Origin of the sequence: Mesorhizobium sp. ES1-1, from assembly GCF_020164785.1 — a bacterium.
Lineage (GTDB): Bacteria > Pseudomonadota > Alphaproteobacteria > Rhizobiales > Rhizobiaceae > Mesorhizobium.
In genome coordinates this window covers 20999-44559 of record NZ_JAIUGX010000004.1, presented here as the reverse complement: position 1 = coordinate 44559, position 23561 = coordinate 20999, and the positions used below count along the sequence as shown (strand labels likewise).

Annotated in this window: 20 protein-coding genes; 15 read left to right on the top strand and 5 right to left on the bottom strand. The window is 66.1% G+C overall.

All coding sequences use genetic code 11. The annotated features are described in order from the left end of the window. Positions 1 to 10: 10 nt before the first annotated feature. Together LB513_RS08000 and LB513_RS07995 are read left to right on the top strand one after the other, a co-directional pair. On the top strand, positions 11 to 1609 hold the full coding sequence (locus LB513_RS08000) for an ABC transporter substrate-binding protein (RefSeq protein ID WP_224662941.1): 1599 nt from the start codon (positions 11 to 13) through the stop codon (positions 1607 to 1609). A gap of 172 nt (positions 1610 to 1781) precedes the next feature. Beyond that, positions 1782 to 2885 carry a serine hydrolase domain-containing protein gene (locus LB513_RS07995; protein ID WP_224662940.1) on the top strand — a complete coding sequence of 368 codons (1104 nt, stop codon included), beginning with the start codon at positions 1782 to 1784 and terminating at the stop codon, positions 2883 to 2885. Positions 2886 to 2903: 18 nt separating this feature from the next. On the opposite strand, the gene LB513_RS07990 is transcribed toward LB513_RS07995, so the two are convergent. After that, positions 2904 to 3641, bottom strand: coding sequence for a 3-keto-5-aminohexanoate cleavage protein (locus tag LB513_RS07990; RefSeq protein ID WP_224662939.1), 738 nt, complete (start codon positions 3639 to 3641; stop codon positions 2904 to 2906). Positions 3642 to 3815: 174 nt separating this feature from the next. On the opposite strand from LB513_RS07990, the gene LB513_RS07985 reads away from it, so the two are divergent. Beyond that, entirely contained in the window at positions 3816 to 4001 is a 186-nt protein-coding gene (locus tag LB513_RS07985; RefSeq protein WP_224662938.1) for a hypothetical protein, read from the top strand. A gap of 37 nt (positions 4002 to 4038) precedes the next feature. Here LB513_RS07985 and LB513_RS07980 read toward each other — a convergent pair whose 3' ends face one another. Beyond that, complete coding sequence (locus LB513_RS07980; RefSeq protein ID WP_224662937.1) at positions 4039 to 6144, bottom strand: EAL domain-containing protein; 2106 nt, start codon at positions 6142 to 6144, stop codon at positions 4039 to 4041. Between the two features lie 423 nt (positions 6145 to 6567). On the opposite strand from LB513_RS07980, the gene dinB reads away from it, so the two are divergent. Together dinB and rsgA are read left to right on the top strand one after the other, a co-directional pair. After that, positions 6568 to 7815, top strand: coding sequence for a DNA polymerase IV (dinB, locus tag LB513_RS07975; RefSeq protein ID WP_224662936.1), 1248 nt, complete (start codon positions 6568 to 6570; stop codon positions 7813 to 7815). Positions 7816 to 7966: 151 nt separating this feature from the next. Further along, positions 7967 to 9031, top strand: a complete 1065-nt coding sequence (gene rsgA, locus LB513_RS07970; protein WP_224663338.1) for a ribosome small subunit-dependent GTPase A — start codon at positions 7967 to 7969, stop codon at positions 9029 to 9031. Positions 9032 to 9054: 23 nt separating this feature from the next. On the opposite strand, the gene LB513_RS07965 is transcribed toward rsgA, so the two are convergent. After that, on the bottom strand, positions 9055 to 9588 hold the full coding sequence (locus LB513_RS07965; protein WP_224662935.1) for a sterol desaturase family protein: 534 nt from the start codon (positions 9586 to 9588) through the stop codon (positions 9055 to 9057). 163 nt (positions 9589 to 9751) lie between these two features. Between LB513_RS07965 and LB513_RS07960 the strand changes: the two genes are divergently transcribed. Next, positions 9752 to 10222, top strand: a complete 471-nt coding sequence (locus LB513_RS07960) for an NUDIX domain-containing protein (protein ID WP_224662934.1) — start codon at positions 9752 to 9754, stop codon at positions 10220 to 10222. Between the two features lie 271 nt (positions 10223 to 10493). Here LB513_RS07960 and LB513_RS07955 read toward each other — a convergent pair whose 3' ends face one another. Beyond that, positions 10494 to 10874: a RidA family protein gene (locus LB513_RS07955; protein ID WP_224662933.1), complete on the bottom strand. Its 381-nt coding sequence runs from the start codon at positions 10872 to 10874 to the stop codon at positions 10494 to 10496. Between the two features lie 104 nt (positions 10875 to 10978). Continuing rightward, a complete protein-coding gene (locus LB513_RS07950; protein WP_224662932.1) occupies positions 10979 to 12163 on the bottom strand; it encodes a Gfo/Idh/MocA family protein in 1185 nt (394 codons plus the stop codon). A 240-nt stretch (positions 12164 to 12403) separates the two neighbouring features. On the opposite strand from LB513_RS07950, the gene LB513_RS07945 reads away from it, so the two are divergent. The 9 genes from LB513_RS07945 to LB513_RS07905 all read left to right on the top strand — a co-directional run bounded on the left by LB513_RS07945 (position 12404) and on the right by LB513_RS07905 (position 23419). Continuing rightward, positions 12404 to 13297 carry a MurR/RpiR family transcriptional regulator gene (locus LB513_RS07945; protein ID WP_224663337.1) on the top strand — a complete coding sequence of 298 codons (894 nt, stop codon included), beginning with the start codon at positions 12404 to 12406 and terminating at the stop codon, positions 13295 to 13297. Between the two features lie 311 nt (positions 13298 to 13608). Then, positions 13609 to 14391 carry an SDR family oxidoreductase gene (locus tag LB513_RS07940; RefSeq protein WP_224662931.1) on the top strand — a complete coding sequence of 261 codons (783 nt, stop codon included), beginning with the start codon at positions 13609 to 13611 and terminating at the stop codon, positions 14389 to 14391. After that, complete coding sequence (locus tag LB513_RS07935; protein ID WP_224662930.1) at positions 14388 to 15923, top strand: mannitol dehydrogenase family protein; 1536 nt, start codon at positions 14388 to 14390, stop codon at positions 15921 to 15923. The genes LB513_RS07940 and LB513_RS07935 overlap by 4 nt, the downstream gene beginning before the upstream one ends. Before the next feature lie 32 nt (positions 15924 to 15955). Continuing rightward, complete coding sequence (locus LB513_RS07930; RefSeq protein WP_224662929.1) at positions 15956 to 16870, top strand: sugar phosphate isomerase/epimerase family protein; 915 nt, start codon at positions 15956 to 15958, stop codon at positions 16868 to 16870. A gap of 86 nt (positions 16871 to 16956) precedes the next feature. Continuing rightward, positions 16957 to 17991 (top strand): ABC transporter substrate-binding protein, encoded by a 1035-nt coding sequence (locus tag LB513_RS07925; RefSeq protein WP_224662928.1) that lies wholly within the window; start codon positions 16957 to 16959, stop codon positions 17989 to 17991. 267 nt (positions 17992 to 18258) lie between these two features. Next, on the top strand, positions 18259 to 19809 hold the full coding sequence (locus tag LB513_RS07920) for a sugar ABC transporter ATP-binding protein (RefSeq protein ID WP_224662927.1): 1551 nt from the start codon (positions 18259 to 18261) through the stop codon (positions 19807 to 19809). Then, positions 19806 to 20777, top strand: coding sequence for an ABC transporter permease (locus tag LB513_RS07915; RefSeq protein ID WP_224662926.1), 972 nt, complete (start codon positions 19806 to 19808; stop codon positions 20775 to 20777). The genes LB513_RS07920 and LB513_RS07915 overlap by 4 nt, the downstream gene beginning before the upstream one ends. Positions 20778 to 20994: 217 nt before the next feature. Continuing rightward, a complete protein-coding gene (locus LB513_RS07910) occupies positions 20995 to 22047 on the top strand; it encodes an ABC transporter permease (RefSeq protein ID WP_224662925.1) in 1053 nt (350 codons plus the stop codon). A 223-nt stretch (positions 22048 to 22270) separates the two neighbouring features. Then, positions 22271 to 23419: an SMP-30/gluconolactonase/LRE family protein gene (locus tag LB513_RS07905; protein WP_411962688.1), complete on the top strand. Its 1149-nt coding sequence runs from the start codon at positions 22271 to 22273 to the stop codon at positions 23417 to 23419. Positions 23420 to 23561 lie beyond the last annotated feature (142 nt).

The window sequence follows — 23561 nt, the reverse complement described above, 5'->3', positions numbered from 1 at the left end:
GGAATCTGCCATGAAACCCATGCGCGCATTGCTCGCCTCGTCCCTTCTGGCCTCGTCCCTGCTTCTGGCCGGCCAGGTTTCCGCCAAGACGCTGGTCTATTGCTCGGAAGCCAATCCCGAAACCTTCAACCCGGCCATCGGCATTGCCGATTCCACCATGGACGCCGCCGCCAAGACGATCTTCAACCGGCTGGTCGAGTTCAAGCCGGGCACGACGGAAGTCGGCCCCGCACTGGCCGAAAGCTGGGATGTCTCGCCCGACGGCAAGACCTACACGTTCCATCTCAGGCACGGCGTCAAGTTCCAGACGAACGAGCACTTCACGCCGTCGCGCGAGTTCAATGCCGACGACGTGCTCTACACCTTCAACCGCCAGCGCGATGCCAACAACCCGTATCACAAGCTGGGCGGCGGCAATTACGAGTACTTCAATGCGCTCGGCATGGGCACGCTGATCGACAAGATCGACAAGGTCGACGACTACACCGTGCGCTTCACGCTGACCGCTGCCAACGTCACCTTCCTGCCCGGCATCGCGCTCGACTATCTCTCCATCCTGTCGCTCGAGCAGACCGAGAAGATGGTCGCGGCCGGAACGCCGGAACTGATCGATTCCGCTCCGGTCGGAACGGGACCGTTCATCCTGCAGGCCTATGTGCCCGACAGCCAGGTCCGCTACGCCGCGAACAAGGATTATTGGCGCGGCGCCCCCAAGATCGACACGCTTGTCTTCGCCGTCACGCCGGAGCCGACCGCTCGCGTCGAGCGCCTCAAGGCCAATGAGTGCCAGGTCGCCGCGCCGCCGCCGCCCAGCGCCGTCGCCGAACTCAAGACTGACCCCGACATCACCGTGCTGGACCTCAAGGGCCAGAACATCGGCGTGCTGGGCTTCAATGTCGAGCACAAGCCGCTGGACGACGTGCGCGTGCGTATGGCGCTGGCCAAGGCGGTTGACCGCAAGGCGATCGTCGATGCCGTCTACGCCGGCGCCGGCACAATTGCCGGCAGCGTGGTGCCGCCGGTGCAACTCGGCGCCGTCACCGATGCGGGCATCGACTTCGATCCCGACGGCGCGAAGAAACTGCTGAAGGAGGCCGGCCATGAAAGCGATCTCAAGATCAGCCTGTGGGCGATGCCGGTTTCGCGCCCCTATAATCCCAACGCCAAGCGCATGGCCGAGATGATCCAGGCCGACTGGGCCAAGATCGGCGTCAAGGCGGAGATCGTCAGCTTCGAATGGGGCGAATATCTCAAGCGTACGGCGGCGGGCGAACAGGACGCCTATCTGCTCGGCGGCAGCAGCGACAATGGCGACCCCGACAATATGCTGAGCTATCTCCTGTCCTGCGACGGCGTGAAGGGCGGCTCCAACCGCTCGCGCTGGTGCAACCAGGATTTCGAGAAGCTGCTCCAGCAAGGCCGCGTCACCGCCGACCTCAAGCAGCGCGCCGACATCTATGCTAAGGCGCAGGCGATCCTGAAAGTCGAGGTTCCGGTGGCGCCGATCGCCCATTCGGTGGTGGCGATCCCGATCCGCAAGAGCGTGCTGAACTATGTCCTCGACCCGTTCGGCCGGCAGAACTTTTCTGCCGTCGACATGGCAGAGTAGGACGCCGCTTCCCCTTCTCCCCTTGCGGGAGAAGGTGGCCGAGCGAAGCTTGGTCGGATGAGGGGTGTTCCAGCTTGGCACCGACTGCATTCCGGCCAACACCCCTCATTTGTCTCGGCGCTGCGCGCCGATCCACCTTCTCCCACAGGGGGAGAAGGAAGAAAGGTGAACCATGCCAAAAGACCTCACTTCCCTGCTCGACGCCTACATCGCCGATGGCGCGGTCGGCGCATCGCTCGCCTATTCGACAGGGGCGACGCCCACCGCCATTGCCGCCGGCCTCGCAGACCGTGACGATGGCGTCCCGGTGACGCCCGACCGGCTGTTCAAGATCGGCAGCTGTACCAAGACCTTCGTCGCCGCAGCCCTGGTCAAGCTCGCCGAGAGCGGCAAGCTTGACCTCGGCGCGCCGATCTCCTCGTGGTTTGCGGACCTGCCGGGCGCCGGGGGCATTTCGGTACGCCAGCTGATCAACCATCGCAACGGCCTGCCGGAATTCGAATATTACATTCCGATGGATGCCGGCCGGCAGTGGACGCCGCAGCAACTGGTCGATATCGCCTTCGCCTCAGACAAGCAGAAGGCGCCCGGCGGGCCCGCCGTCTACAACAACACAGGCTATGTGCTGGCCGGCATGGTCATCGAGTCCGTCTCCGGCCAGTCGCTGGGCGGTTATGTCCGCAGCGCCATCCTCGAGCCGCTGGGGCTGGAAAACACTTGGTCGCCGGCAACCGAAGCGTTTCCGCAGAGCGCGATGGTGCGCGGCTATTATCACCGGCCGCCACCCGCGGAAAACGCCCCCACCGACCTCGCCTCCGGCGGCGAGATGTGGCGCATGGAAGGCGTCCTGCCCTATTCCGACGATCTGCAGGATTCCTCCGACCTGTTTCCCTATAGCGGCGCCTATGGCTGCGGCGACATGGTGTCGACGCCATCCGACATGGTGATCTTCATGCGCGGATTGTTTTCCGGCCAAGTGTTGTCGCCGCCCTTCTTCGCCGAGATGTTCGACGGTCGCGTGCCGGTCAGCTTCCCCGGCACGCGCATGCGTGAAACAGGCGCCGGCATGTTCAACAGCCTTTATGGCGGCCGCGCCTTCTACGGCCATCAGGGCAGCATTCCCGGCTATGTCGCGGTCATGCAGCACGATCCGGCTTCGGGCCTGACCATCGCCATGACCAGCAATGTCGGCTCCGGCAACCGGCTGTCCTTCCAGGCCAGCGGGCTGCACCCGGTGGTGGACAAAGCGATCGGGATCATTCTGGGCGACCGGTGATCTCCGGCCTGTAGGAGGTTAAGCCGAGGGAGCGGGACCGGGCGTGGCGCGAAACACCGCCACGGCTGCTGCGACGATGGCCGCATTGTCCTTAGCCACCGTCCCGTCGGGCAGCGTCCTGCCGTCCTCCAGCCCGACCCGCGTCGACCAGCGCTTTCGATGCGCAAGTTCGACAAACGGCCAGACCGTGGCGTCGGAGCCGTGCAGCAGGATCGGCCGCCGCACTTCGGCGCGTTCGAGCACGGCGGCGATGCCCTGCGCCTCGTCGAGAGCCGCAGAGAAGTCCTGGATGTCGATCTCTATCAGGATGCGCAGCACCCTCCCGTGCCCGGCCAGCGCCACGAAGCGCTCGGCATCTGCGACGCTGGCCAGCCCCGCCTCGATGCCGATGGTGCGCAGGCGCAGAAGCTCCATCACCGCGGGCGCATCGGCTTCCGACAGATTGACCGAGGCGTAGTCGGGCGGCTCGCTCCAGGCGGCGATCGCATCGCGGGTCCGCTCCGCATCGTTCTCGATCCAGGCGCCGGTCGAGACGCCGACCAGCGTGCCCGGGCATGCCCGGCGAACCGCCAGCACGGTCTCGTCGACCGCCGACAGGCTTTCGCGCCACTCGGCGCCGCGCGGATGGATGTGAAGTTCGGCCGCGCCGGCGGCGATGCAGGCCGCGGCGTCCCCGGCCATGGCTTGCGCGTCGAGCGGCAGCCTTGGATGAAAATCGCGCGCACGCGCACCGTTGATGCAGGCCTGGACGATCATGCTCTTACCTCGGGCAAGCAAGCCCCCAGTCTAGCCGCATGGCAGGGCTACGCAATGCGCGACCGACATGGCCGCCTTGAAGCGTGGCATTTGATTAAAACCGGGCTGTGGATATTTACCCGGCATTTCGCCAGAGCCGACAAGGTCAATTAGGGCGGGATAATGGAGGGAACCTTGACCAGCGATTTTACAGCCGCCCATGTCCACCTCGAACGCGCCTGTTACTATCTACGCGGCAATGACGAAACGAGCCGTTCGCTGCGTGACACGCTGGACCTTGTGATCGAAGCGGTTGTGGAGGCGCAGCACAGGCGGCCATCGACGGAGGTCGTGGAGTTTCCGCACCAGGCGGCGCGGTGAGGCTCGTCGCGCGTGGTCTCCAGCAGCGGAGCGCTAATCAGGATATCCTGCGGATCGGCGGCGTCGCGGCCCCGGCCGTCGCTCGGCCGATGATCGCCTCCAGCGGCTCGGGCCGGTGCAGGAGGAAGCCCTGGCCGAATGCGACGCCCATGTCGCTGAGCATCGTCACCGTGTCCTGCCGTTCGATCTTCTCGGCGACGACGACGCAGCCGGCGCTGCGGGCAATGCTGGTGATGGCCAGCACGATCTCGCGGTCGAAGCGGCTTTCCGTGATGTGCTCGATGAAGGAGCCGTCGATCTTGATCGCGTCGACCGCAAAGCGCCGGAGATATTCGAAGGAACTCATGCCGGTGCCGAAATCGTCGAGGCTGACCCTGCAGTGCCGCTGCCGCGCCTTGCGCACGAACCGTTCGGCGGCGTCGAAATTGGTGACGGCGGCTGTCTCTGTGATTTCGAAGCCGATCCCCGAATGGGTCGCTCCGGTCTCCTCGATGACGCTGTCGACGAATTCCCACAGCTGCGGGTCGCTCAAAGTCTGCGCCGAGAGGTTGAAGCCGAGCGTCACCGCTCCAGCGCGCAGAGTCTCGCCGTGCCGCGACAGCGCGGCGCGTATGATCCAGCGGTCGAGCCGCGAGGCGAAGCCGAAGCGCTCGGCCACCGGTATGAACTCGCCCGGCGGCACCATCCCGCCATTGCGGCCGACCAGCCTTGCCAGCACTTCGACATGGCGGCTTTCATGCCATGGCCTGTCGAGCAGATGGATTTCCTGGCCGAACAGCTTCAGCCGTCCGTCCTCCATGGCATCGACCGTGTCGGCGGCAATGCGGGCCGCGTTGAGCCCGCCCGAACCGGGCTTGGCCGTCGCCGAGAACATGGCGTAACGGTTGCGGCCGGCGGCCTTGGCCGCGTAGCAGGCATCGTCCGCGCAGGCCAGCGCGTCCGCCACCGTGGTGTCGCCATCCGCGATGAAGGCGATGCCGATCGAGGCCGCAAGCTTGCGCGACGGCGATGTCGTGCCGAGATCGGCCTCGCGCACCGCGCCGAGCACGGCCGTGGCGAGGCGCTCCGCCCGGGCCGCGTCGCAATGCGGCACCAGCAGCGCGAATTCGTCGCCGCCCAGCCGCGCTGCGTCCGCCCCTGGCGGCAGGCAGGAACGGATGCCGTTTGCAACGCTCTTCAGCGCCACGTCTCCGGCCGCATGGCCGGCAAAATCGTTCAGCGCCTTGAAGTAATCGAGGTCGACATAGAACACCGCAAGCGGCACTCCGGCCGCGATGTGATCGAACAGCAGCCGGTCGAAGGCCGGGCGGTTCCACAGACCCGTCAGCGCGTCATGCTGGGCCGCATGGGCAAGTTCCCGCTCGCGAAGCTTCTCCTCGGTGATGTCGCGCACCGAGCCGAGGGTCTGTCCGGCCGATAGCGGTTCTGGGATGAAACGCAGCAGCGATTCCACGTGCCGGACCTCGCCATCGCGCCTTATGATGCGGTACTGGACGGCCACGACGTCCGGCGTGCCGGACGGCGCCAGATGCGCCTGCACGGCCGCGTCCCTGTCCTCGGGGTGCAGATAGCTGTGCCAGAGGTCGTCGGGCACCTCGTCAGTGTCAGCGACCAACCCGAAAATATCACGTGTGCGCTGGTCCCAGTAGCTTTTCCGGGTGGCGGCATCATGATGCCAGATGCCGGTCCCGCTCGCGGCCAGCGCGAGGCGGAAGCGCACATTGACCCGCTCGAGTTCGGCTTCGACGGCCTTCTGCCTGGAGATATCGGTTTGCACGCCGACAAGGCGAATGGGCTTGCCGTCCTTGTCGCGCTCGACGATGCCACCGCGGTCGAGCACCCAGACCCAGTGGCCCTGCTTGTGCCGGAGCCGCAACTCGGTATCGATCCTGTCGGTCTCGCCGGCAATGTGGCGTGCGCCATTGGCCAGGGCGTGCTCGCGATCGTCGGGATGGATCAGTTGCAGCCAAAGGTCGCTGGCATTGGGAAGCTCATTGTCACCATAGCCCAGCATTCGAGCCCAAGTTGCCGAGTAGAAGCAGTCGCCGGAGCGAAGATCCAAGTCCCAGACGCCAAGCTCGGCACGTTCCAGTGCCTTCGCCCACAACGTTTCCGTCCGATTTTTATTGTCCTGGCCCGCCATCTTCTGTTTCGCTTGTTGCCCGCCCGACGCAATCTGAGGCAAAACCAAAGAAGAAACAGTTACCGCCGGATTCGTACCAAGAATAGCGATCCCAGGCAGCCGGTTTATCGGCAGCCTGTGCCGCAGAACTTGCGGTCGGCCTCATCGACCATGGCGATGGGCAATCGGATGCGGATGTAAGTGGCTGGATTTGCGATCGAACCCAGGCGGCGACTTAGGAAATCTCGAAAGGGATCAGAAACCTATGCGCCTGACAGTCACGTACCAAGCCGTCAAAGTAGCTTCGGCCTAATTGTGTTTGGCCCAAAAGTCCTTCCATTTTGGGAACAGAGGCTTGGCGTCGCGCGCCCGCGTCAACTTGACAATCGCCGCCATTTGTTCTCTATTTGTTCGCATCCATCAGCAGTTTCGGAAATGCACGGCATGGAGACGACAGCCACCATCCTGCATGCCGATCTCGACGCCTTCTATGCCTCGGTGGAGCAACTGCTCGACCCTTCGCTGCGCGGCAAGCCTATCGCGGTCGGCGGCGGCGTTGTGCTCGCAGCGTCCTACGAAGCGCGTGCCTTCGGCGTGCGCGGCGGCATGCCGGGGCGAAAGGCGCGCGAGCTCTGCCCGCCATTGATCTTCGTCAGCGGCAATTTCACCCATTACCAGCGGCTGGGCGACGCCGCGATCAAAGTGCTCGACGATTTCACGCCGGTGGTCGAGCGCATCTCCATCGACGAGGCCTTCGCCGACGTCGCCGGCTGCACGCATCTGTTCGGCCAGCCGCACGAGATCGCCACTTCCATACGCCGCCGCGTCCGGGCGGAGCTTGGCCTGCCGATCTCGATCGGCGTTGCCCGCACCAAGCATCTGGCCAAGATCGCATCGCAGGTCGCCAAGCCCGACGGGCTGGTTGTGGTTGAGCCCGGCACCGAGCTTGCCTTCCTGCACGACCTGCCGGTCGGATTGATGTGGGGCGTGGGCCCGGTGACCAGGGCGCGGCTTGCCGAGATCGGCGTCGAGACCATCGGCCAGCTGGCGAGGACCCACAGCGGCGCCTTGAGCCGGCTGCTCGGCCCCGCCGCCGGCGAAAAGCTGGCGGCGCTGTCGTGGAATCGCGACCCGCGCAAACTGGAGACCAGGCGCCGGGCGCACTCGGCCGGCGCGCAATCGGCGCTGGGGCGCAAGCCGGCTGTGGCCGATGTGATCGTTCCCACCCTGCTGCATCTGGCCGACCGCGTCGCCAGCCGGCTGCGCGCCAAGGGACGCCCCGGCCGGACCGTGACGGTGCGCGTGCGCTTCGCCGATCTCAGCGCCGTCACCCGCTCGATCACGCTCGACCAGCCGGTGTCAGCGACGGCGACGCTGGCCGAGATCGCCGGCGACCTTGTGCGCGGCGTGCTGGCCGACCACCGCGCGGAGACGACGATCTCGCTGCTGGCAATCTCGGTCTCGCAGCTGGAAGAAAGCACCGAGCTGCAGTTCGACCTGCCGCTCGGCCTGGCTGACGAGAAGCGCCGGCCCGGCAGCAGCAAAGGCCTGGCGCGCCTGGGCGCCGATCGCGCCATAGACAAGATCCGCGAACGCTTCGGCAAGCAGGCGGTGGGCTATGGCAGCGTGGCGCTGGAGGCGGCGCGCTCGGTGCCAGACGAATTCCGGGAGCTGGCGCAGAAGGAATTGTGAGGCGACGGCCCTGCGGCGGCACGGATCGGCCTTGGCGCCGACCTGCTTGCCAAATCCCGCCGTGCCGCCCATACAGCAATCAAGCGCGTTGCCCTGCAACACGCTCGGCGTCCGACATCGTCCTGCCAGGAAATCTGCCAATGCCCGCGACATCGTACCGTTGGTTGAAGCCGTGACGGTCGCAGACCAGGCCAATACGCTCGCCGGCCTTGGCTGGTCGGACTTCTTCGGCGACCAGCTCGACGCTGACGAATCCGGCCTCATCCCGACGCGCATCGCCATGGTGCATCGCGACCGCATCGCCGGCCTTTCCCACGCAGGCCAAACCGATCTCACCCTTGCGCCGCAGGACAGCACCGGCGACTATGCCGTCGGCGACTGGGTGCTGGTCGAACCTGCCAGTCATCTGCTGAAGCGCCGCCTGACCCGCAAGACGGTGCTGGAGCGGCGCACCCAGGGTGGCAGGGTCCCGCAACTGGCCGCAGCCAATGTCGATACGCTGTTCATCGTCACCTCCTGCAACGCCGACTTCAACATTGCCCGGCTCGAGCGCTATCTGGCGCTGGCCAATGAGGCCGGAACGACGCCTGTTATTCTGCTGACCAAGGCCGACACGGCCGAAGACGCCGAGACCTATCGGACACAGGCCGCCGCACTGCAGCGCGGACTGCCCGTGGTGATGCTGAACCCGCGCGCCGCCGACGCGGCGGACGCGCTCGCCCCATGGTGCGGTCCGGGCCAGACGGTGGCACTGATCGGCTCCTCCGGCGTCGGCAAATCGACGCTGGTCAACAGTTTGGCCGGATCGGCGCAGCAATCGCCGCAACAGACCGGAGCGATCCGAGAACATGACGCCAAGGGGCGACACACCACCACGGCGCGGTCGCTGCACGCCATTGCCGGCGGCGGCTGGGTGATCGACACGCCGGGCATGCGCACATTGCAGGTCAGCGACGTCGCTTCGGGCATCGACACGCTGTTCGCCGAAATCACTGAACTGGCGCCGCTGTGCAAATTCCGCGACTGCACCCATGTCCATGAACCGGGCTGCGCGGTCCAGGCCGCGATAAAGGCAGGCACGCTCGATCCCGAGCGGCTCGCCCGCTGGCGCAAGCTGTCGCACGAAAACCAGCACAACACGCCGGTCCAGAGCGGTCCGCGCGGCGGCAAGTCGCCCGCCGTCAAATCTTCCGGCGCCCGCGGCAAGCGACGCTGAGCCGCCGGCCTACTGCCTACTGCCTACAGCCGCGCCGTGCCGAACACCCTGTCCCAGAAGATCGAGGTCACGCCGAAATTGGCGTTGTCGTCGACATGGTGATGCACCGCATGCCGGCGCTTCAGCGTGTAGAGATAGCTCGAATGGGCGGGGTGCCGGTGATGGATCAGGTGGTGGATGGTGATGTACCAGAGGTAACCCAGCATCAGCCCGCAGCTCACCGCGCTGGCGGTCGCGAAATCCGCAAGCAGCCATACCGGGAGAAACACGACAAGCCCGTGTACGCCAAGGCTTAGCCAGGTCGGCGTGCCGACCGGACTCCGTTCCTCGACATGGTGACGGTCGTGCAGATCCTTGATGTAGGGGATATGGTGGAGCACGAACCGATGCAGCAGATACTCGGTCAGCGTCCACAGAACGAGGCAGGCGACGACCGTGCCTATCCAGCCCGGCGCATCATGCTCTCCCGCCTCTGCCAATCCCGCCACCGCGAGTATGACGATCACCAGCGGATACACCACGAAGTCGCTATAGTAACCGATAAGACCGAGTTGCATTCAGCCCACCTAGCCTTCGATGCCGCCGTGCAGCGACCACCCCATATTGCCGACCTCGCGTCCGGTGATCAATGGGGATGCGGCTGACATAGCGTCGCAATGGACAAACGCTCGACGATTTGAGCAGGATGGCGGATAGCCGATCCCGGCACCGGAGGAAACAGTGGCCAAACGCAGCGCCGGCTTGCTGATCCATCGTCGAGAGCATGGCGAGACCAGGGTCTTGCTGGTTCATCCGGGCGGCCCGTTCTGGGCGAAGAAGGATGATGGCGCATGGTCGATCCCCAAGGGCCTCGTTGACGGCGACGAGGACGAGTTGTCGGCGGCGCAACGCGAGACCGAGGAAGAACTCGGCGTCAGGGTCGATGGCCCGCTCACGCGCCTCGGCGAATACAGGCAGCCCGGCGGCAAGATCGTCATCGCGTGGGCGGTGGAAGCGCTGACGCCGATCGATGTCGCCGCCATCAAAAGCAACAGCTTCACCATGGAATGGCCGCCGCGATCGGGCTCGATGAAGGCGTTTCCCGAAGTCGACCGGGCCGGCTGGTTCAGCCTGACCGAGGCCGAGGTCAAGATCCTCCAGGGCCAGCGCCCGATGCTGTCGGATTTTGCGAAGCAACTGGGAAGTGAGTGATCTCTCCCTCGTGGGCAGAGCCATCGCATAAGGATTCCATCGAAGAGCGACCCCCACCCTAACCCTCCCCACAAGGGGGAGGGAACGCTGCCGCGCGCCCTACCTATCTGCTGATCTGGGGGAAACCTCGGTAGATTGCAAAATCAGCACCAAGTCTCCCTCCCCCTTGTGGGGAGGGGTTAGGGGTAGGGGTATTCGTAGGGCGAAAGCCATCGGGAAATTCATATCCGATTGCTCTGCCCTCGTTGGAGAGATCGGCTAGCCGCGACCTCTAAGCCTCGGCGATCACCGCAATGGAAATCCGCAATCCGGGAACGCGAACCGGCAGCTTGGCGCCCTGGCGTGCCGGCGGGTCCTGCGGAAACCATCGGATCCATTCTTCGTTCATGCCTGCGAAATCGTCCTCTTCGAGCAGGATGACGGTCGCACTGACGATTTGCGCAAGCGACGAGCCCGTGGCGGCGAGGATGGCGGAGATGTTTCTCAGGCACTGGCCCGTCTGTTCCTGGATAGAGGCGCCGACGATCGCGCCTGTCACGGCGTCATAAGGACCTGTGCCGGAAACAAACACCAGCCCGGCTGCCTTGACCGCCTGGCTGTAGGCAGGTGGCGGCTTCGGAGCATCGGCCGCCCGGATGATTTCGATCGACATGACAGCGGCCTCCCCGTTTCAAGCAGGCGCGGAGTGATTTCCAGTGCCGGCAACCAACTGTAACGCCGCTCACGCCGCATGGGAATTGGTCATTGCCGGCGCAGTCAGGCGAACCGTGCCGCCGTCCACGCCCCGCCGGCCGCGTTGGATTCCACCGCCGCCGCGACAAACTTCACGCCGCGCGCGCCGTCGACCACGTCGGGCACCTGCGCGGCGCGGGCCGGATCGACCGTGCCGCCCGAGCGATGCGCGCGGATGATGTCGGCGGCGTCGCGGTAGAAATTGGCGAAGGCCTCGATATAGCCCTCCGGGTGCGCGGCCGGCATGCGCGAGAGGCGCCGGGCTTCGGCGGTCGAGCCGTGGCCGCCGCGCACCAGCGTGCGGGTCTCCTCGCCATAGGGCGAGAAGCGCAACTCCTCCGGCCGGCCGCCCGACCATTCGAGCCCGGCCTTGTCGCCATAGATGCGTACCGAAAGATCATTGTAATGGCCGGGCGATGTCTGGCTGGCCAGGATCGTGCCGCGCGCGCCGCCCGTCCAGCGCACCAGCACATGCGCATTGTCGTCGAGCCGGCGGCCCGGCACGGCGGTGAACAGATCGGCCGAAACCTCCTCTGCCTCGCTGCCCGAGATGAAGCTTGCCAGGTTGAAGGCGTGCACGCCTATATCTGCCAGCACGGCCGACTGGCCGGCGCGCGCCGGATCGGTGCGCCATTGCGCCTGCTTCTGGCCCTCGGCGTCGATGGGCTTGGTCAGCCAGTCCTGGATATAGGCGCCGTGCACCGAAACGATGCGGCCGAGTTCGCCGGCGGCCACCATCTCGCGCGCCTGCCGGACCATGGCGTAGCCGGTATTGTTGAGCGTGACCACGAAGCGCCGCTTTCTCGCCTTCGCCAGCGCCACCAGCGCCTGCGCCTCGCCCAGCGTCGTCGACAGCGGCTTGTCGCAGATCACGTCTATGCCGGCTTCCAGGAAAGCCGTGGCGATCGGCGCGTGCAGATGATTGGGCGTGACGATGACGACCGCCTCGATCCCGTCCGGCCGCGCGGCCTCGGCCTTGGCCATGTCGTGGTAATCGCCATAGCTGCGCTCGCGCGCGATGCCGATCTCGGCGGCCGAGGCGGCGGCGTTCTCGGGATCCGACGACAGGGCACCTGCCACCAGTTCGATCTGGTCGTCGAGGCGCATGGCCAGACGGTGCACGGCGCCGATGAAGGCGTTGCGGCCCCCGCCGACCATCCCGACCCGTAAGCGTTGGCGCGTCGAACCATCTGATGTTGCATAGACCATCTCGAACTCCTCCCGGATGCGATCGGCATGGATGCCCTCCGGATGCCGCTAGCATTTTCGAACAGGATTTCCAATTTCCATTTTGTAAAACGAACATGCCGGGCTAACCTGATCGTTCAGGCTTGGGAGGGTCCGGATGACGAAGCGTTTGGCGGCGCGGGGAAGCTGCCGTGATTCCAGTCGACGAACGTTCCAATGCAAAGCGGCCCGGGTCGCCGCGCGCTGCCGTCGGCGTTCTGCGTGAGCGGGGCGCGCAAGCCATCGGCGCGATCGATCGCCGACGAGGCGGGGACCCGCAAGCGCGGACGCTCGCTCGCCGCCCTCGGCTATATTCAGCCGCGCACCTACGAGGAGCTGCGCGCCGTGCTCTCTTCGGGCACAGTGCATTTTCCCAAGCGGCTGCGCCAGGTCGCGATCTTCCTGTGGCAGCACCCGAGCGACGTCGCGCTCGGCACCATCGCGCAGGTGGCGGCCCAGGCCGGCGTGCAGCCATCGACATTGGTGCGCTTCGCGCAAATCTTCGGCTATTCCGGCTTTTCCGATTTCCAGGGCCTGTTCAAGGATCACGTCAAGGGATCGTGGCCCGAAGGACGCGGCGTCGAGCGCGCAGAGGCCGAACCCAATGCGGAGCTTCATTTCCTGCACGGCATGGTCGGCGCCTCGCAGGCCTCGCTCGGACGCATCGAGGCGGGCTTCGACCTCGAAAGCTTCGAGAAGATGGTGGCGCTGCTGGCTGCCGCGGACCTGGTCTACGTCATCGGCTCCAAGCGCGCTTTTCCCGTCACCACCTATCTGTCGCTGACGCTGTCCCAACAGGGCGTGCGCAATGTGCTGGTCGACAATGTCGGCTCGACCGCGCTCGACCAGGTCGGCTGCATCGGCAGCCGCGATGCCGTGCTGGCCGTCTCCTTCAGCCCCTACAATTCGATCACGCCCGACCTCGTCGCCGTGGCGCATGAGCGCCAGGCCCGCATCGTCACCATCACCGACAGCACGTTCAGCCCGCTGATCGGGCTGTCGGACAGTTGGCTTGAGGTCGTGGAGTCCGACTTTGCCGGCTTTCGCTCTCTGGCGGCGTCGCTAGCGGTCGGCATGGCGCTTGTCCATGGCGTCGTGGCGAAGCGGGGCACGTGAGGTGGTTGCGCAGCTATCGCCAAAGTCGGCGCCGCCCCTCACCTGCCTGCCGGCATCCTCTCCCCGTATAGGGACGGGGAGAGGGGCGCTGCCACCTGCGATTTCGCCAATCACTACCGTTGCAAGAAAGGCGCCAGCGTCGCGGCCAGCCCCTTCTCCCCGTTACACACGGGGAGAAGTGCCCGGCAGGGCGATGAGGGGCAGCGCCGGCTTTGCCAATCGATAGCCATCAAAGCAGGGCGCACCGATTGACTATCCAGAATTTTCATTCCATGTTCTAAAAAATAGAAACTGTGTTCCAGGGAGGAACCGTGGAGATCAGGCTGGAAGGCAAGGTGGCGTTGGTCACCGGATCGACGCAGGGCATCGGCCGGGCGATCGCCGAGACGCTGGCCCGTTCCGGCGCCGCCGGGCTGCTGGTCACCGGTCGCGAGAAGACCCGCGGAGAAGCCGTAGCCGCCGAGCTTTCGCAGTTGGGCACCCCGACCATATTCGTCGCCGCCGATCTCTCCGACGCTGCCGCCCCCGCTTTGCTGGCGCAGGCCTGCATCGAGCGCTTCGGCCGCATCGACGCGCTCGTCAACGCCGCCGGCCTGACCGACCGCGCCTCCTTCCTCGATGCAGGCCTCGACGATTGGGCATCGCTGTTTGCCGTCAACGCGCGGGCGCCGTTCTTCCTGATGCAGGGCGCGATCGCCGATATGAAGAAGCGTGGGGAGCCTGGCGCGATCGTCAACATCCTGTCGATCAACGCCCATTGCGGCGCGCCGGACCTTGCCGTCTATTCCGCCACCAAGGGCGCGCTGGCAACGCTGACCAAGAACGCCGCCAACGCCCATCGCTCCGACCGCATTCGCGTCAACGGCATCAATGTCGGCTGGACCGACACGCCGGCCGAACGCGCCATGCAGGCCGACACGCTCGGCCATGGCCCGGGCTGGCTCGATGCCGCCAACGCGTCGGTGCCCTTCGGCCGCCTGTTTTCCGCTCAGGACGTGGCGCAGCTTGCCGTCTTCCTGCTTTCGGATGCCGCCGGGCCGATGACCGGCACGCTGGTCGACCAGGAACAATGGGTCGTCGGAGCCAACCGGTGAGCGACGCGGCCCGCCAGACTCTTGGACCATCCCTGCTCGAGCGCCTGCCCGTGTCGGTGCAGAAGCCCGCCTATGACCGCGCGGCCCTGGCGCCGGGTATGGCGCATCTCGGCGTTGGCGCCTTCCATCGCGGCCACCAGGCCGAATATACCGACGATCTGCTGTCGCTGCGCTTCGACCGCTGGGGCGTGGTTGGCATCAACATCCGCCCGCCTCTGCTGGCCGATACGCTTGGCCGGCAAGGCGGCCTCTACACCAGGCTCATCCGGGACAGCCAGCGCATCGAGGCGCGCATCGTCGGCAGCATCGTCAAGGTGGTCGACAGCCAGGAGAGTGCCGCACCCGCGCTCGATGTCCTGGCCGCGCCTGAAATCGACCTGGTGACGATGACGGTGACCGAGAAAGGTTACTGCCACCGCCCCTCCAGCGGCGAACTGGACCTCGATCATCCCGACATCGTCCACGACCTTGCCAATCCGGAAACGCCGCGCAGCGTCCCCGGCATCCTGGTCAGGGCGCTCGAGTTGCGTCGGGCCACGCATGGCCGGCCGGTGACGCTTCTGTCCTGCGACAACATCCAGACCAACGGCGTGATCCTGGCCAATGTCGTGCGCGCCTTCGCGCAGAGGCGCGGCACCGGCCTCGACGACTGGATCGCCGCCAATGTCGCCTTCCCTTCGGCGATGGTCGACCGTATCGTGCCGGCCACCACCCAGGCCGATCTCGACAGCGTCGAACGCCATTTCGGCTATCGCGATGCCGCCGTCGTCGTCGGCGAGCCGTTCCGGCAATGGGTGATCGAGCAGAAATTCGCTGGCCGCGTGCCGCGCTGGGATCTGGTCGGCGCCACTCTGGTCGATGACGTCACGCCATTCGAGCATCTCAAGATGCGGGTGCTCAACGGGGCCCAGACGACGCTCGCCACGCTCGGCGTGCTGGCCGGCCTCGAGCACACATTGGACGCCATCGCCGACCCGCTTCTCTCGACCTTCGTTCACCGCATGCTGGTCGAGGAGACGCTGCCGACGCTGACGCCGGTGCCGGGCATGGACCCGTCGGCCTATGTCGAGCAGAGCCTTGGCCGGTTGCGCAACACGGCGATCCGCCACCGCAACCACCAGATCGCCACCGATGGGTCGCAGAAGATCGTCCAGCGCCTGCTCAACCCGATCCGCGACCGGCTGCGCCAGGGCGCCGGCATCGGGCTGCTGTCAGTACCCGTTGCCGGCTGGATGGCCTATCTGATCCAGGCCTCGGACCGCTTCGGCAAGCGCTGGCCGGTGTCGGACCCCTATGCCGGCAGGGTCGCCGCCATCGCCGACGAAACCGGCCACGATCCGCGCGCGCTGGCCGCCGCGATCATCGCCATCGACACGATCTTCGACCCCGGCCTCGCCGCGAACGAGACGTTCCGCGCCGCCGTGACATCGGCGCTCGGCGCCATGCTCTCGGACGACCCGATGGCGGCCGTCAGGGACAGTCTGGGACAAAGCGAGGCCGCACGGTTGAAGCGGACAGCGCAATCGGCATAGTAGGCATCGGTCGTGAGACCAGGGGAGGCGTGATGAAACTTGGAGTGCTCACCGCACCATTCGCGGAGACGCCGCTTGGCGACGTCGCCGCCTGGGCAAGCTCCGCCGGCTTCGAGGCGCTGGAAATCGCCTGCTGGCCGAAAACCTCCGGCGCCACGCGCCGCTATGCCGGGACCAGCCACATCGACGCGGACAGCACTTCGCCTGCCCAGGCCAAGGAGATCGTCGCCTCGTTGGCGGAGAAGGACATCTCCGTCTCCGGCCTCGGCTACTACCCCAACCCGCTCCACCCGGACGCGGCGCATCGCGAGGCTGTCATCGGCCACCTCAAGAAGGTCATCGTGCTGGCCGCCAATATGGGTGTGCCCGTCGTCAACACCTTCTGCGGCGGCGACGCCTCGAAGACCGTCGACGTCAACTGGCAGGACGCGCTCAAGGTCTGGCCCGAAATCGTCGCCTTCGCGCGCGATCATGGCGTCAAGCTCGCCTTCGAGAACTGCCCGATGATCTTCAGCTATGACGAATGGCCGGGCGGGCACAACATCGCCTATTCGCCGCAGGTCTGGCGCCGCATCCTCGAAGCCTGGGGCGGTGATGTCGGCATGAATTTCGACCCGTCGCATCTGGTCTGGCAGATGATCGACCAGGGCCGCTTCATCAGGGAATTCGGCCCCTACATGCTGCATGTCCACGCCAAGGACCTGATGATTGATCATGATGGATTGTACGAGCGCGGAATTCTTTCATCCGGCATAGGCTGGCAGGTGCCGCGCATGCCGGGGCTGGGCGATGTCGACTGGAGCGGCTTCTTCTCCGGCCTCTACCGCGCCGGCTATGACGGATCCGTCATCATCGAACATGAGGACAGGCGGTTCGAGGGCAGCGACGACAAGGTGAAGCGTGGTTTCCTGCTCGCCCGCGACGTGCTGCGCCCGTTCGTCAAGTGAATGAAGGCGCGCCGTTTGAATCGGATTGTCAGCGCCGCGCCCTAACGAGTTGAACTGAAACTGAAAACAAAGTGGAGGAAGTCTAGATGAAGAAATATGTGACCATGGTCCCGCTCCTTGCGAGCGCGGCCTTGCTGGCCTCAGTAGGCGTCTCGTCCGCCGCCGGCAAATACACGATCGGCATCTCCAACACCGTGCAGGGCAATGGCTGGCGCGAGGAGATGGTCTGCGCGATGAAGGCGCAGGCGCTCGCCTCCGGCGAGGTCACCAAGCTCAACATCGCCCACCGCAACACGGATGCCGCCGGCCAGCTGGAGGACATCCGCAATTTGATCAGCGCCAAGGTCGACGCCATCGTCGTCAACCCGGCCGATCCGGCCGGCATCAAGGCGGGCCTGGAAGAAGCCACCAAGGCCGGCATTGTCGTCGTCGCCGTCGACCAGGCGGTCACCGAACCGTCGGCCTACATCATCTCCAACAACCAGGAACAATACGCCTATCTCGGCGCCAAATGGCTGTTCCAGCAGATGGGCGGCAAGGGCGAGGTGTTCTACATGCGCGGCGCCGCCGGCGCTTCCGCCGACAGCGATCGCGACAAAGGCTTCAAGAAGGCGCTGGCCGAATTCCCCGACGTGAAGGTCGCGCAGGAAGTCTTCACCGGCTGGCAGCAGGACCAGGCCAAGCAGCAGATGCTGTCGTTCCTCGCCACCGGCACGCCATTCAACGGCGTCTGGACCTCCGGCATCGACAACGTCATCGTCGACGCGATGGTCGAATCGCAGGCGCCGCTGGTGCCGGTGGTCGGCGCTGACAATGCCGGCTTCGTCGGCCAACTGAGCTCGGTCAAGGGGCTCGTCGGCGCGGCCGTCACCAATCCCGGCTCAATCGGCGGCGCCGGCGTGACGCTCGCCCTGCAAATCCTCGATGGCAAGAAGCCGGCCCAGCAGACCGTGCTGGTCGATCCGCAGCTGTGGGAGAACGCCACCGAGGAAGGCAAGGCCAAGCTGAAGGGCGCGGCCGACCCGTCGCTCAGCCCCGAATGGCCGGTCTCCATCTCGATCCCGGACTGGACGACCTACACCAAGGAGCAGATCGTCGCCTGCAAGGGCCCGGGCGAGTAAGGCTTGGTTGATGGCGTAACGAGGACGGCGAACTGCCGTTCTCGTTACTGAAATTGCGCTCTACGGCGCCCCCCTCTGTCCTGCCGGACATCTCCCCCACAAGGGGGGAGATTGGCAGTCCCGACGCCGGCCCCTCTTCTTTCGACGCTGAAAATTGGCGAAAGCAAAGGTGACGGCCGATCTCCCCACCCGTGGGGGAGATGTCCGGCAGGACAGAGGGGGGCGCCGTAGAGTGCCAGCAGAAAAGTTTCTGATGCGGACAGCAATTTGACCACCAGCCCCCTCCTCGACGCCACGGGCGTCGCCAAGAATTACGGCGCGGTCGCGGCACTTCGCAACGCGTCGCTGTCGGTGCTGCCCGGCGAGGTGCATGCGCTGATGGGCGCTAATGGCGCCGGCAAGTCGACGCTGGTGAAGATCCTGACCGGGGCGATCTCGGCCAATGCCGGGCGCATCCTGATCAAGGGCGAGGCGCGCGACATCCGCTCGCCCGCCGCGGCGCGCCGCGCCGGCCTGCTGCCCGTCTACCAGGAGCCCTCGCTGATCCCCGATCTGGACGTCCTGTCCAACCTCAGGCTCACCGGCACGCCGGTTGAGCCCTTCCGTGCGTGGGTGCGCGAACTTGGCATTCCCGACCTCGATATCCGCGACACGGCGCGCGACATTCCGCTGGCCGTGCTGCGCGTGCTCGACCTTGCCCGCGCGCTCGCCGTAGAGCCCGACGTGCTGCTGCTCGACGAGATGACCGCGGCGCTGCCCGCCAACCTCGCCGAAAAAGTGCTGGAGGTGGTTCGCCGCCAGGGCGACAGCGGCCGCGCGGTGATCTTCATCTCGCACCGCTTCGTCGAGATCGCCGCACTGTGCGACCGCGCCACAGTGCTGCGCGACGGCGAAACCGTCGGCGTCGTCGACATCGTGCCCGGCGTCGAGGAGAAGATCGTCGAGCTGATGCTCGGCACACGCATCGTCAAGACGCACATCGCCGCCCGCACCGCCGAGCAGAAGGCGGCCCCCGCCCCTGCCCGGCCCCGCATCGCCGTGCGCGACCTGCGCGTCGGCACCAAGCTCGCCGATGTCTCCTTCGATCTCGCCGACGGCGAGGTCGCCGGCGTCGTCGCGCTAGAAGGCCAGGGCCAGGATGAATTGTTCGCAGCCCTCGCCGGCTCGATCCGTCCGTCCGGCGGCACCATCGAGGTCGACGGGCAGCCGGTGAAATTCTCCCACCCGATCGACGCCATCCGGGCCGGCATCGCCTATGTGCCGGGCGACCGCTCCGAGGCGCTGGCCATGCAGCGCTCGGTGCGCGAGAACATCGCCCTGCCCTTCAGTGCCGCGCTGCGCAATTGGGGGCCAATTCCGATACGCCGCGAGCGGGCCAAGGTGCTCAGCGCCATCGAGCGGCTGCAGATCGACACCCGCGCCCAGGGCGAGGTGCAGCGCCTGTCGGGCGGCAATCAGCAAAAGGTCACCATCGCCCGCTGGATCGCGGCGGATGCCCGCACCATCCTGTGCTTCGACCCGACGCGCGGCATCGATGTCGGCACCAAGCAGGAAATCTACAAGCTGCTGCGCGAACTCGCCGGCAACGGCAAGTCGGTCCTGTTCTACACGTCCGAGCTCGAAGAGGTGCAGCGCGTCTGCGACCGCGTCATCGTCATCTTCGGCGGCCGCGTCGTCGACATCTTCACCGTCGAGGAGGCCGACGAGCCGGCGCTGATGCGCGCCGCCTACGGCCTGCCGCGCGGCGCCGAGGCCGATATCGGCATCCTGGCCGACCCGTCATCGCCTTCGGCGACGGCGCCGGAGCCGACGCCATGAGCCATCTGTTGCGTCGCCAGGGCTGGGTGCTCGGCCTGTTCGCCCTCTTCGTCGTCCTGTTCATCGTCACAAGGCTGATCCAGCCGGCCTATGGCAGCAATGATTTCGGCTCGCTGGTGCGCGCCGTGCTGCCTTACGCCTTCGCCGTCGCGGCGCAGACCGTAGTCGTCATTGCTGGCGGCATCGATCTGTCGGTCGCCGCCATGATGGCACTGACCAGCGTCACGGCGGCCTCGATGATGGCCGGCGCCTCCGAAGAATACGCGCTCTTCGTGGTCCCCTTCGTGCTCGCCATGGGCCTGGTGCTCGGAGCGCTCAACGGGCTGCTCATCGTCGTCACCCGCGTGCCCGACATCGTCGTCACGCTCGCCACTTTGTTCGTGCTGCAGGGCGCCGCCCTTCTGGTGCTCGACGCGCCCGGCGGTGCGGCCGCCGAATGGCTGAAGGCGCTGATCTCCGGCACCGTGCCGATACCCGGCCTGCCCGATGCCATCGACGCCTGGCTGCCCAAGGCGCTCCTGGTGCTGGCCGTCTGCCTGTGCATCGTCTGGATCCCGCTGCGCCGCTCGCGGCTCGGCCTATCCATCTACGCCATCGGTTCGAGCGAGCTGGCGGCGTTCCGCTCCGGCGTTCCGGTCAAGCGCACGCGCATCATCGCCTATGCGCTGTCGGGCCTGTTCGCCGCCATGGGCGGGCTGGCGCTGACCATGAGCACCGGCATCGGCGCCCCAATCCCCGGCCCCTACCTGCTCGCCAGCGTCGCCGCGGTAGTGCTGGGCGGCGTCGCCCTGGGCGGCGGCAAGGGCGGCCTGCTCGGCCCCATCATCGCCGTCTTCGTGCTGCGCCTGGTGCGCACGGATCTCACCCTGCTCGCCATCGATCCCAACGTCACCGCCATCATCGAAGGCCTGATCATGGTGGCCGTGGTGATGTTCGGCGCCTTCATCACCATGCGGGGGCGGCAGTGAGCGGGAGCAGCGCTCTACCGCGCCCCCCTCTGTCCTGCCGGACATCTCCCCCACGAGGGGAGAGATCAACAGCTTTGGCGCCCCGCTCTTTCTTGCGGCATTGGAGATTGGCGAAAGCCGCGAAGACAGCCAATCTCCCCACAAGTGGGGGAGATGGCCGGCAGGCCAGAGGGGGGCGCCGTAAGGCACTGCCCATCCAGAACATCGGACCAACCCCATGAGCACATCAGCGATCACGCCTCCGCCCGTTCCGCTCGGCCGCCGCGTCAAGCGCTTCATGGCCGATCGGCCGCTGGTGCCGCTGCTCATCCTGCTGGTCGTCCTGGTGGTGATCCTGCAGATCCTGCGCCCCGGCATCGTCAACGAGCGCTGGATCGCCAACACCATCAAATTCGCCATTCCGCTGGCCATCCTAGCCGGCTGCCAGACCATGACCATGCTGACCGGCGGCATCGACCTTTCGGTCGGCACGGTGGCGACGATGAGCGCCTTCATCATGGCGACGCAGATCGTCAACCAGGACCCGGCCGTGGCCTTCCTGCTGGCGATGATGCCGGCGGTGCTGATCGGGCTGGTCAACGGCATCGGCGTCGGCGTCTTCCGCGTGCATCCGCTGATCATGACGCTGGGCACCAGCCTGATCGGCACCGGCTGCCTGCAGGTCTACCAGCGCACGGTGATCGCCTCGGGCGCGAAGATCCCCGACTTCCTCGCCTGGCTCGGCACCGGCGTCACCCGCCTTCCCGAGGCATGGGTGCCCTCGGAGCCGGCGCGCCAATGGCTGGCCGATACCGGCATCGGTTTCGCCTTCCCCAACGCCCTGCTGCTCTATGTGCCGGTCGCCGCGCTGATCGTCTTCACGCTTGCCCGCACCGGCTTCGGCCGCCTGCTCTACGCCGTCGGCGACAATGAGCACGCGACGCGCCTCTCCGGCGTGCGCTACTGGCAGGTCATCACAGCGCTCTACATCACCTCCAGCGTTCTCGCCGGCATTACCGGCCTGCTTTATATCGGCCTGATCAAGGCGCCATCCCTGTCGCTGGCCGAACCGCTGGTGCTGCCTTCGGTGGCCGCCGCCGTCATCGGCGGCACCTCCATCTTCGGCGGCCGCGGCGGCTACACCGGCACCGTCGTCGGCGCGCTGATCCTCACCGTGCTGACCACGCTGCTGACCATCCTGCAAATGCCCGAAGGCGCGCGGCGGATGCTGTTCGGGCTGATCGTGCTGTTCGTCACGGCGGCCTATCTGCGGATTGTCGAGGAACGGTGAACGGATAGAAGCAGCGCAGCAAGACCGGACGACCCGCTGTGGGGCGGCAGCGCCGGCTCGAGGATTGTCTCCGCCTGTTCGCATGCAGGCCTGTTCGTACGCAGGCACGCGCCCACACGCTTCCCTGAGCAGTGTCCCTGATAAAAAATGGAACATCATCCGGCGCGCTAGGTTCTGTCTGATCTCGCAACCGACAACCAGCTGCGGCTCGATGGAGGCAATCATGCTCAGGCTCATCACGGCAACCTTGTTTTGTGGAACGCTCCTGGCCACGACTGCGATGGCGCAGCAGAGCGGATCGACCTCTCAGGGTACGGGGCAGTTGCAGCAGGTCGCCCGCTTCGACCACCAGGTGACCGGAGTGAGCGTTTCGGAAGATGGGCGGATCTTCGTCAACTTCCCTCGCTGGACGGAGGACGCGCCGATCTCGGTTGCCGAGGTGTCCCGCGACGGCCAGATCAAACCCTATCCGGACGAGGAGTGGAATTCCTGGCGCAATGCCAAGAAAAACAAGATGTCGGCCGGCGATCACTTCGTCTGCGTCCAGAGTGTCGTGGCGGATGGCCACGGCAATCTGTGGGTCGTCGATCCGGCCGCGCCGGCCACCGCGGCGGTTGTGCAAGGCGGGCCGAAGCTCGTCAGGATCGACCTGAAGACGAACAAGGTTGCACAGGTGATCCACTTCGACGAGGGGGTGGCGCCGCAAGGCAGCTACCTCAACGATGTTCGGTTCTCGCAGGACGGGCAATTCGCCTTCCTGACCGACGCCGGCGCCAAGGGTGCCCTTGTCGTGGTGGATCTCAAGAACGGCAAGGCCCGGCGCGTGCTTGACGGACACCCAAGCACCCAGCCGGAAAAGGATGTGGTGGTGAAGACCGACGGCAAGGAGTTGCGCCGGCCCGACGGGCGCGGCGTGGAATTTGCTGCCGACAGCATTGCGCTCTCCGCCGATGGCCGTACCCTTTACTGGAAAGCGCTGACCGGCCGGACCCTCTACCGAATCGCAACGGATGCGTTGCAAGATCCGGGTCTATCCGCGAAGGACCTCGAAGCCCGGGTGGAACGTGTTGCCGAAACCGAACCCACGGATGGGCTCTGGATCGACCGGCGCGGCCGGTTCTACCTGAGCGCGATCGAGGAGGATGCGGTGAAGGTTCTCGACGGGGACCGCACGACCACGCTCGTGAAGGACAAGCGGCTGCGTTGGCCCGACACGTTCTCGGAAGGCCCCGACGGGAGCATCTATGTCACAAGCTCCCGCATCCAGGACATGAGCTGGTTCAAGCCCGAAAACGGTCCGCGTCTCAAGACGCGGCTGTGGCGCATCGGGCCTGAGCAGGGCGCGGATCCCGGCTCGGTCAAGCAGCCCTGAACACGCTGGTGCATCGGTTCGGTTCGATCATGCTGTTCGTAACGGCCGCCTCGCCCCGACCGCTGGCTTAGTTCCGCTCTTGCTTGAGATCGCCCGTGGCACGCGCCGGGCTACGCTCCATGCTGCATGCCCGAAGGCTTGG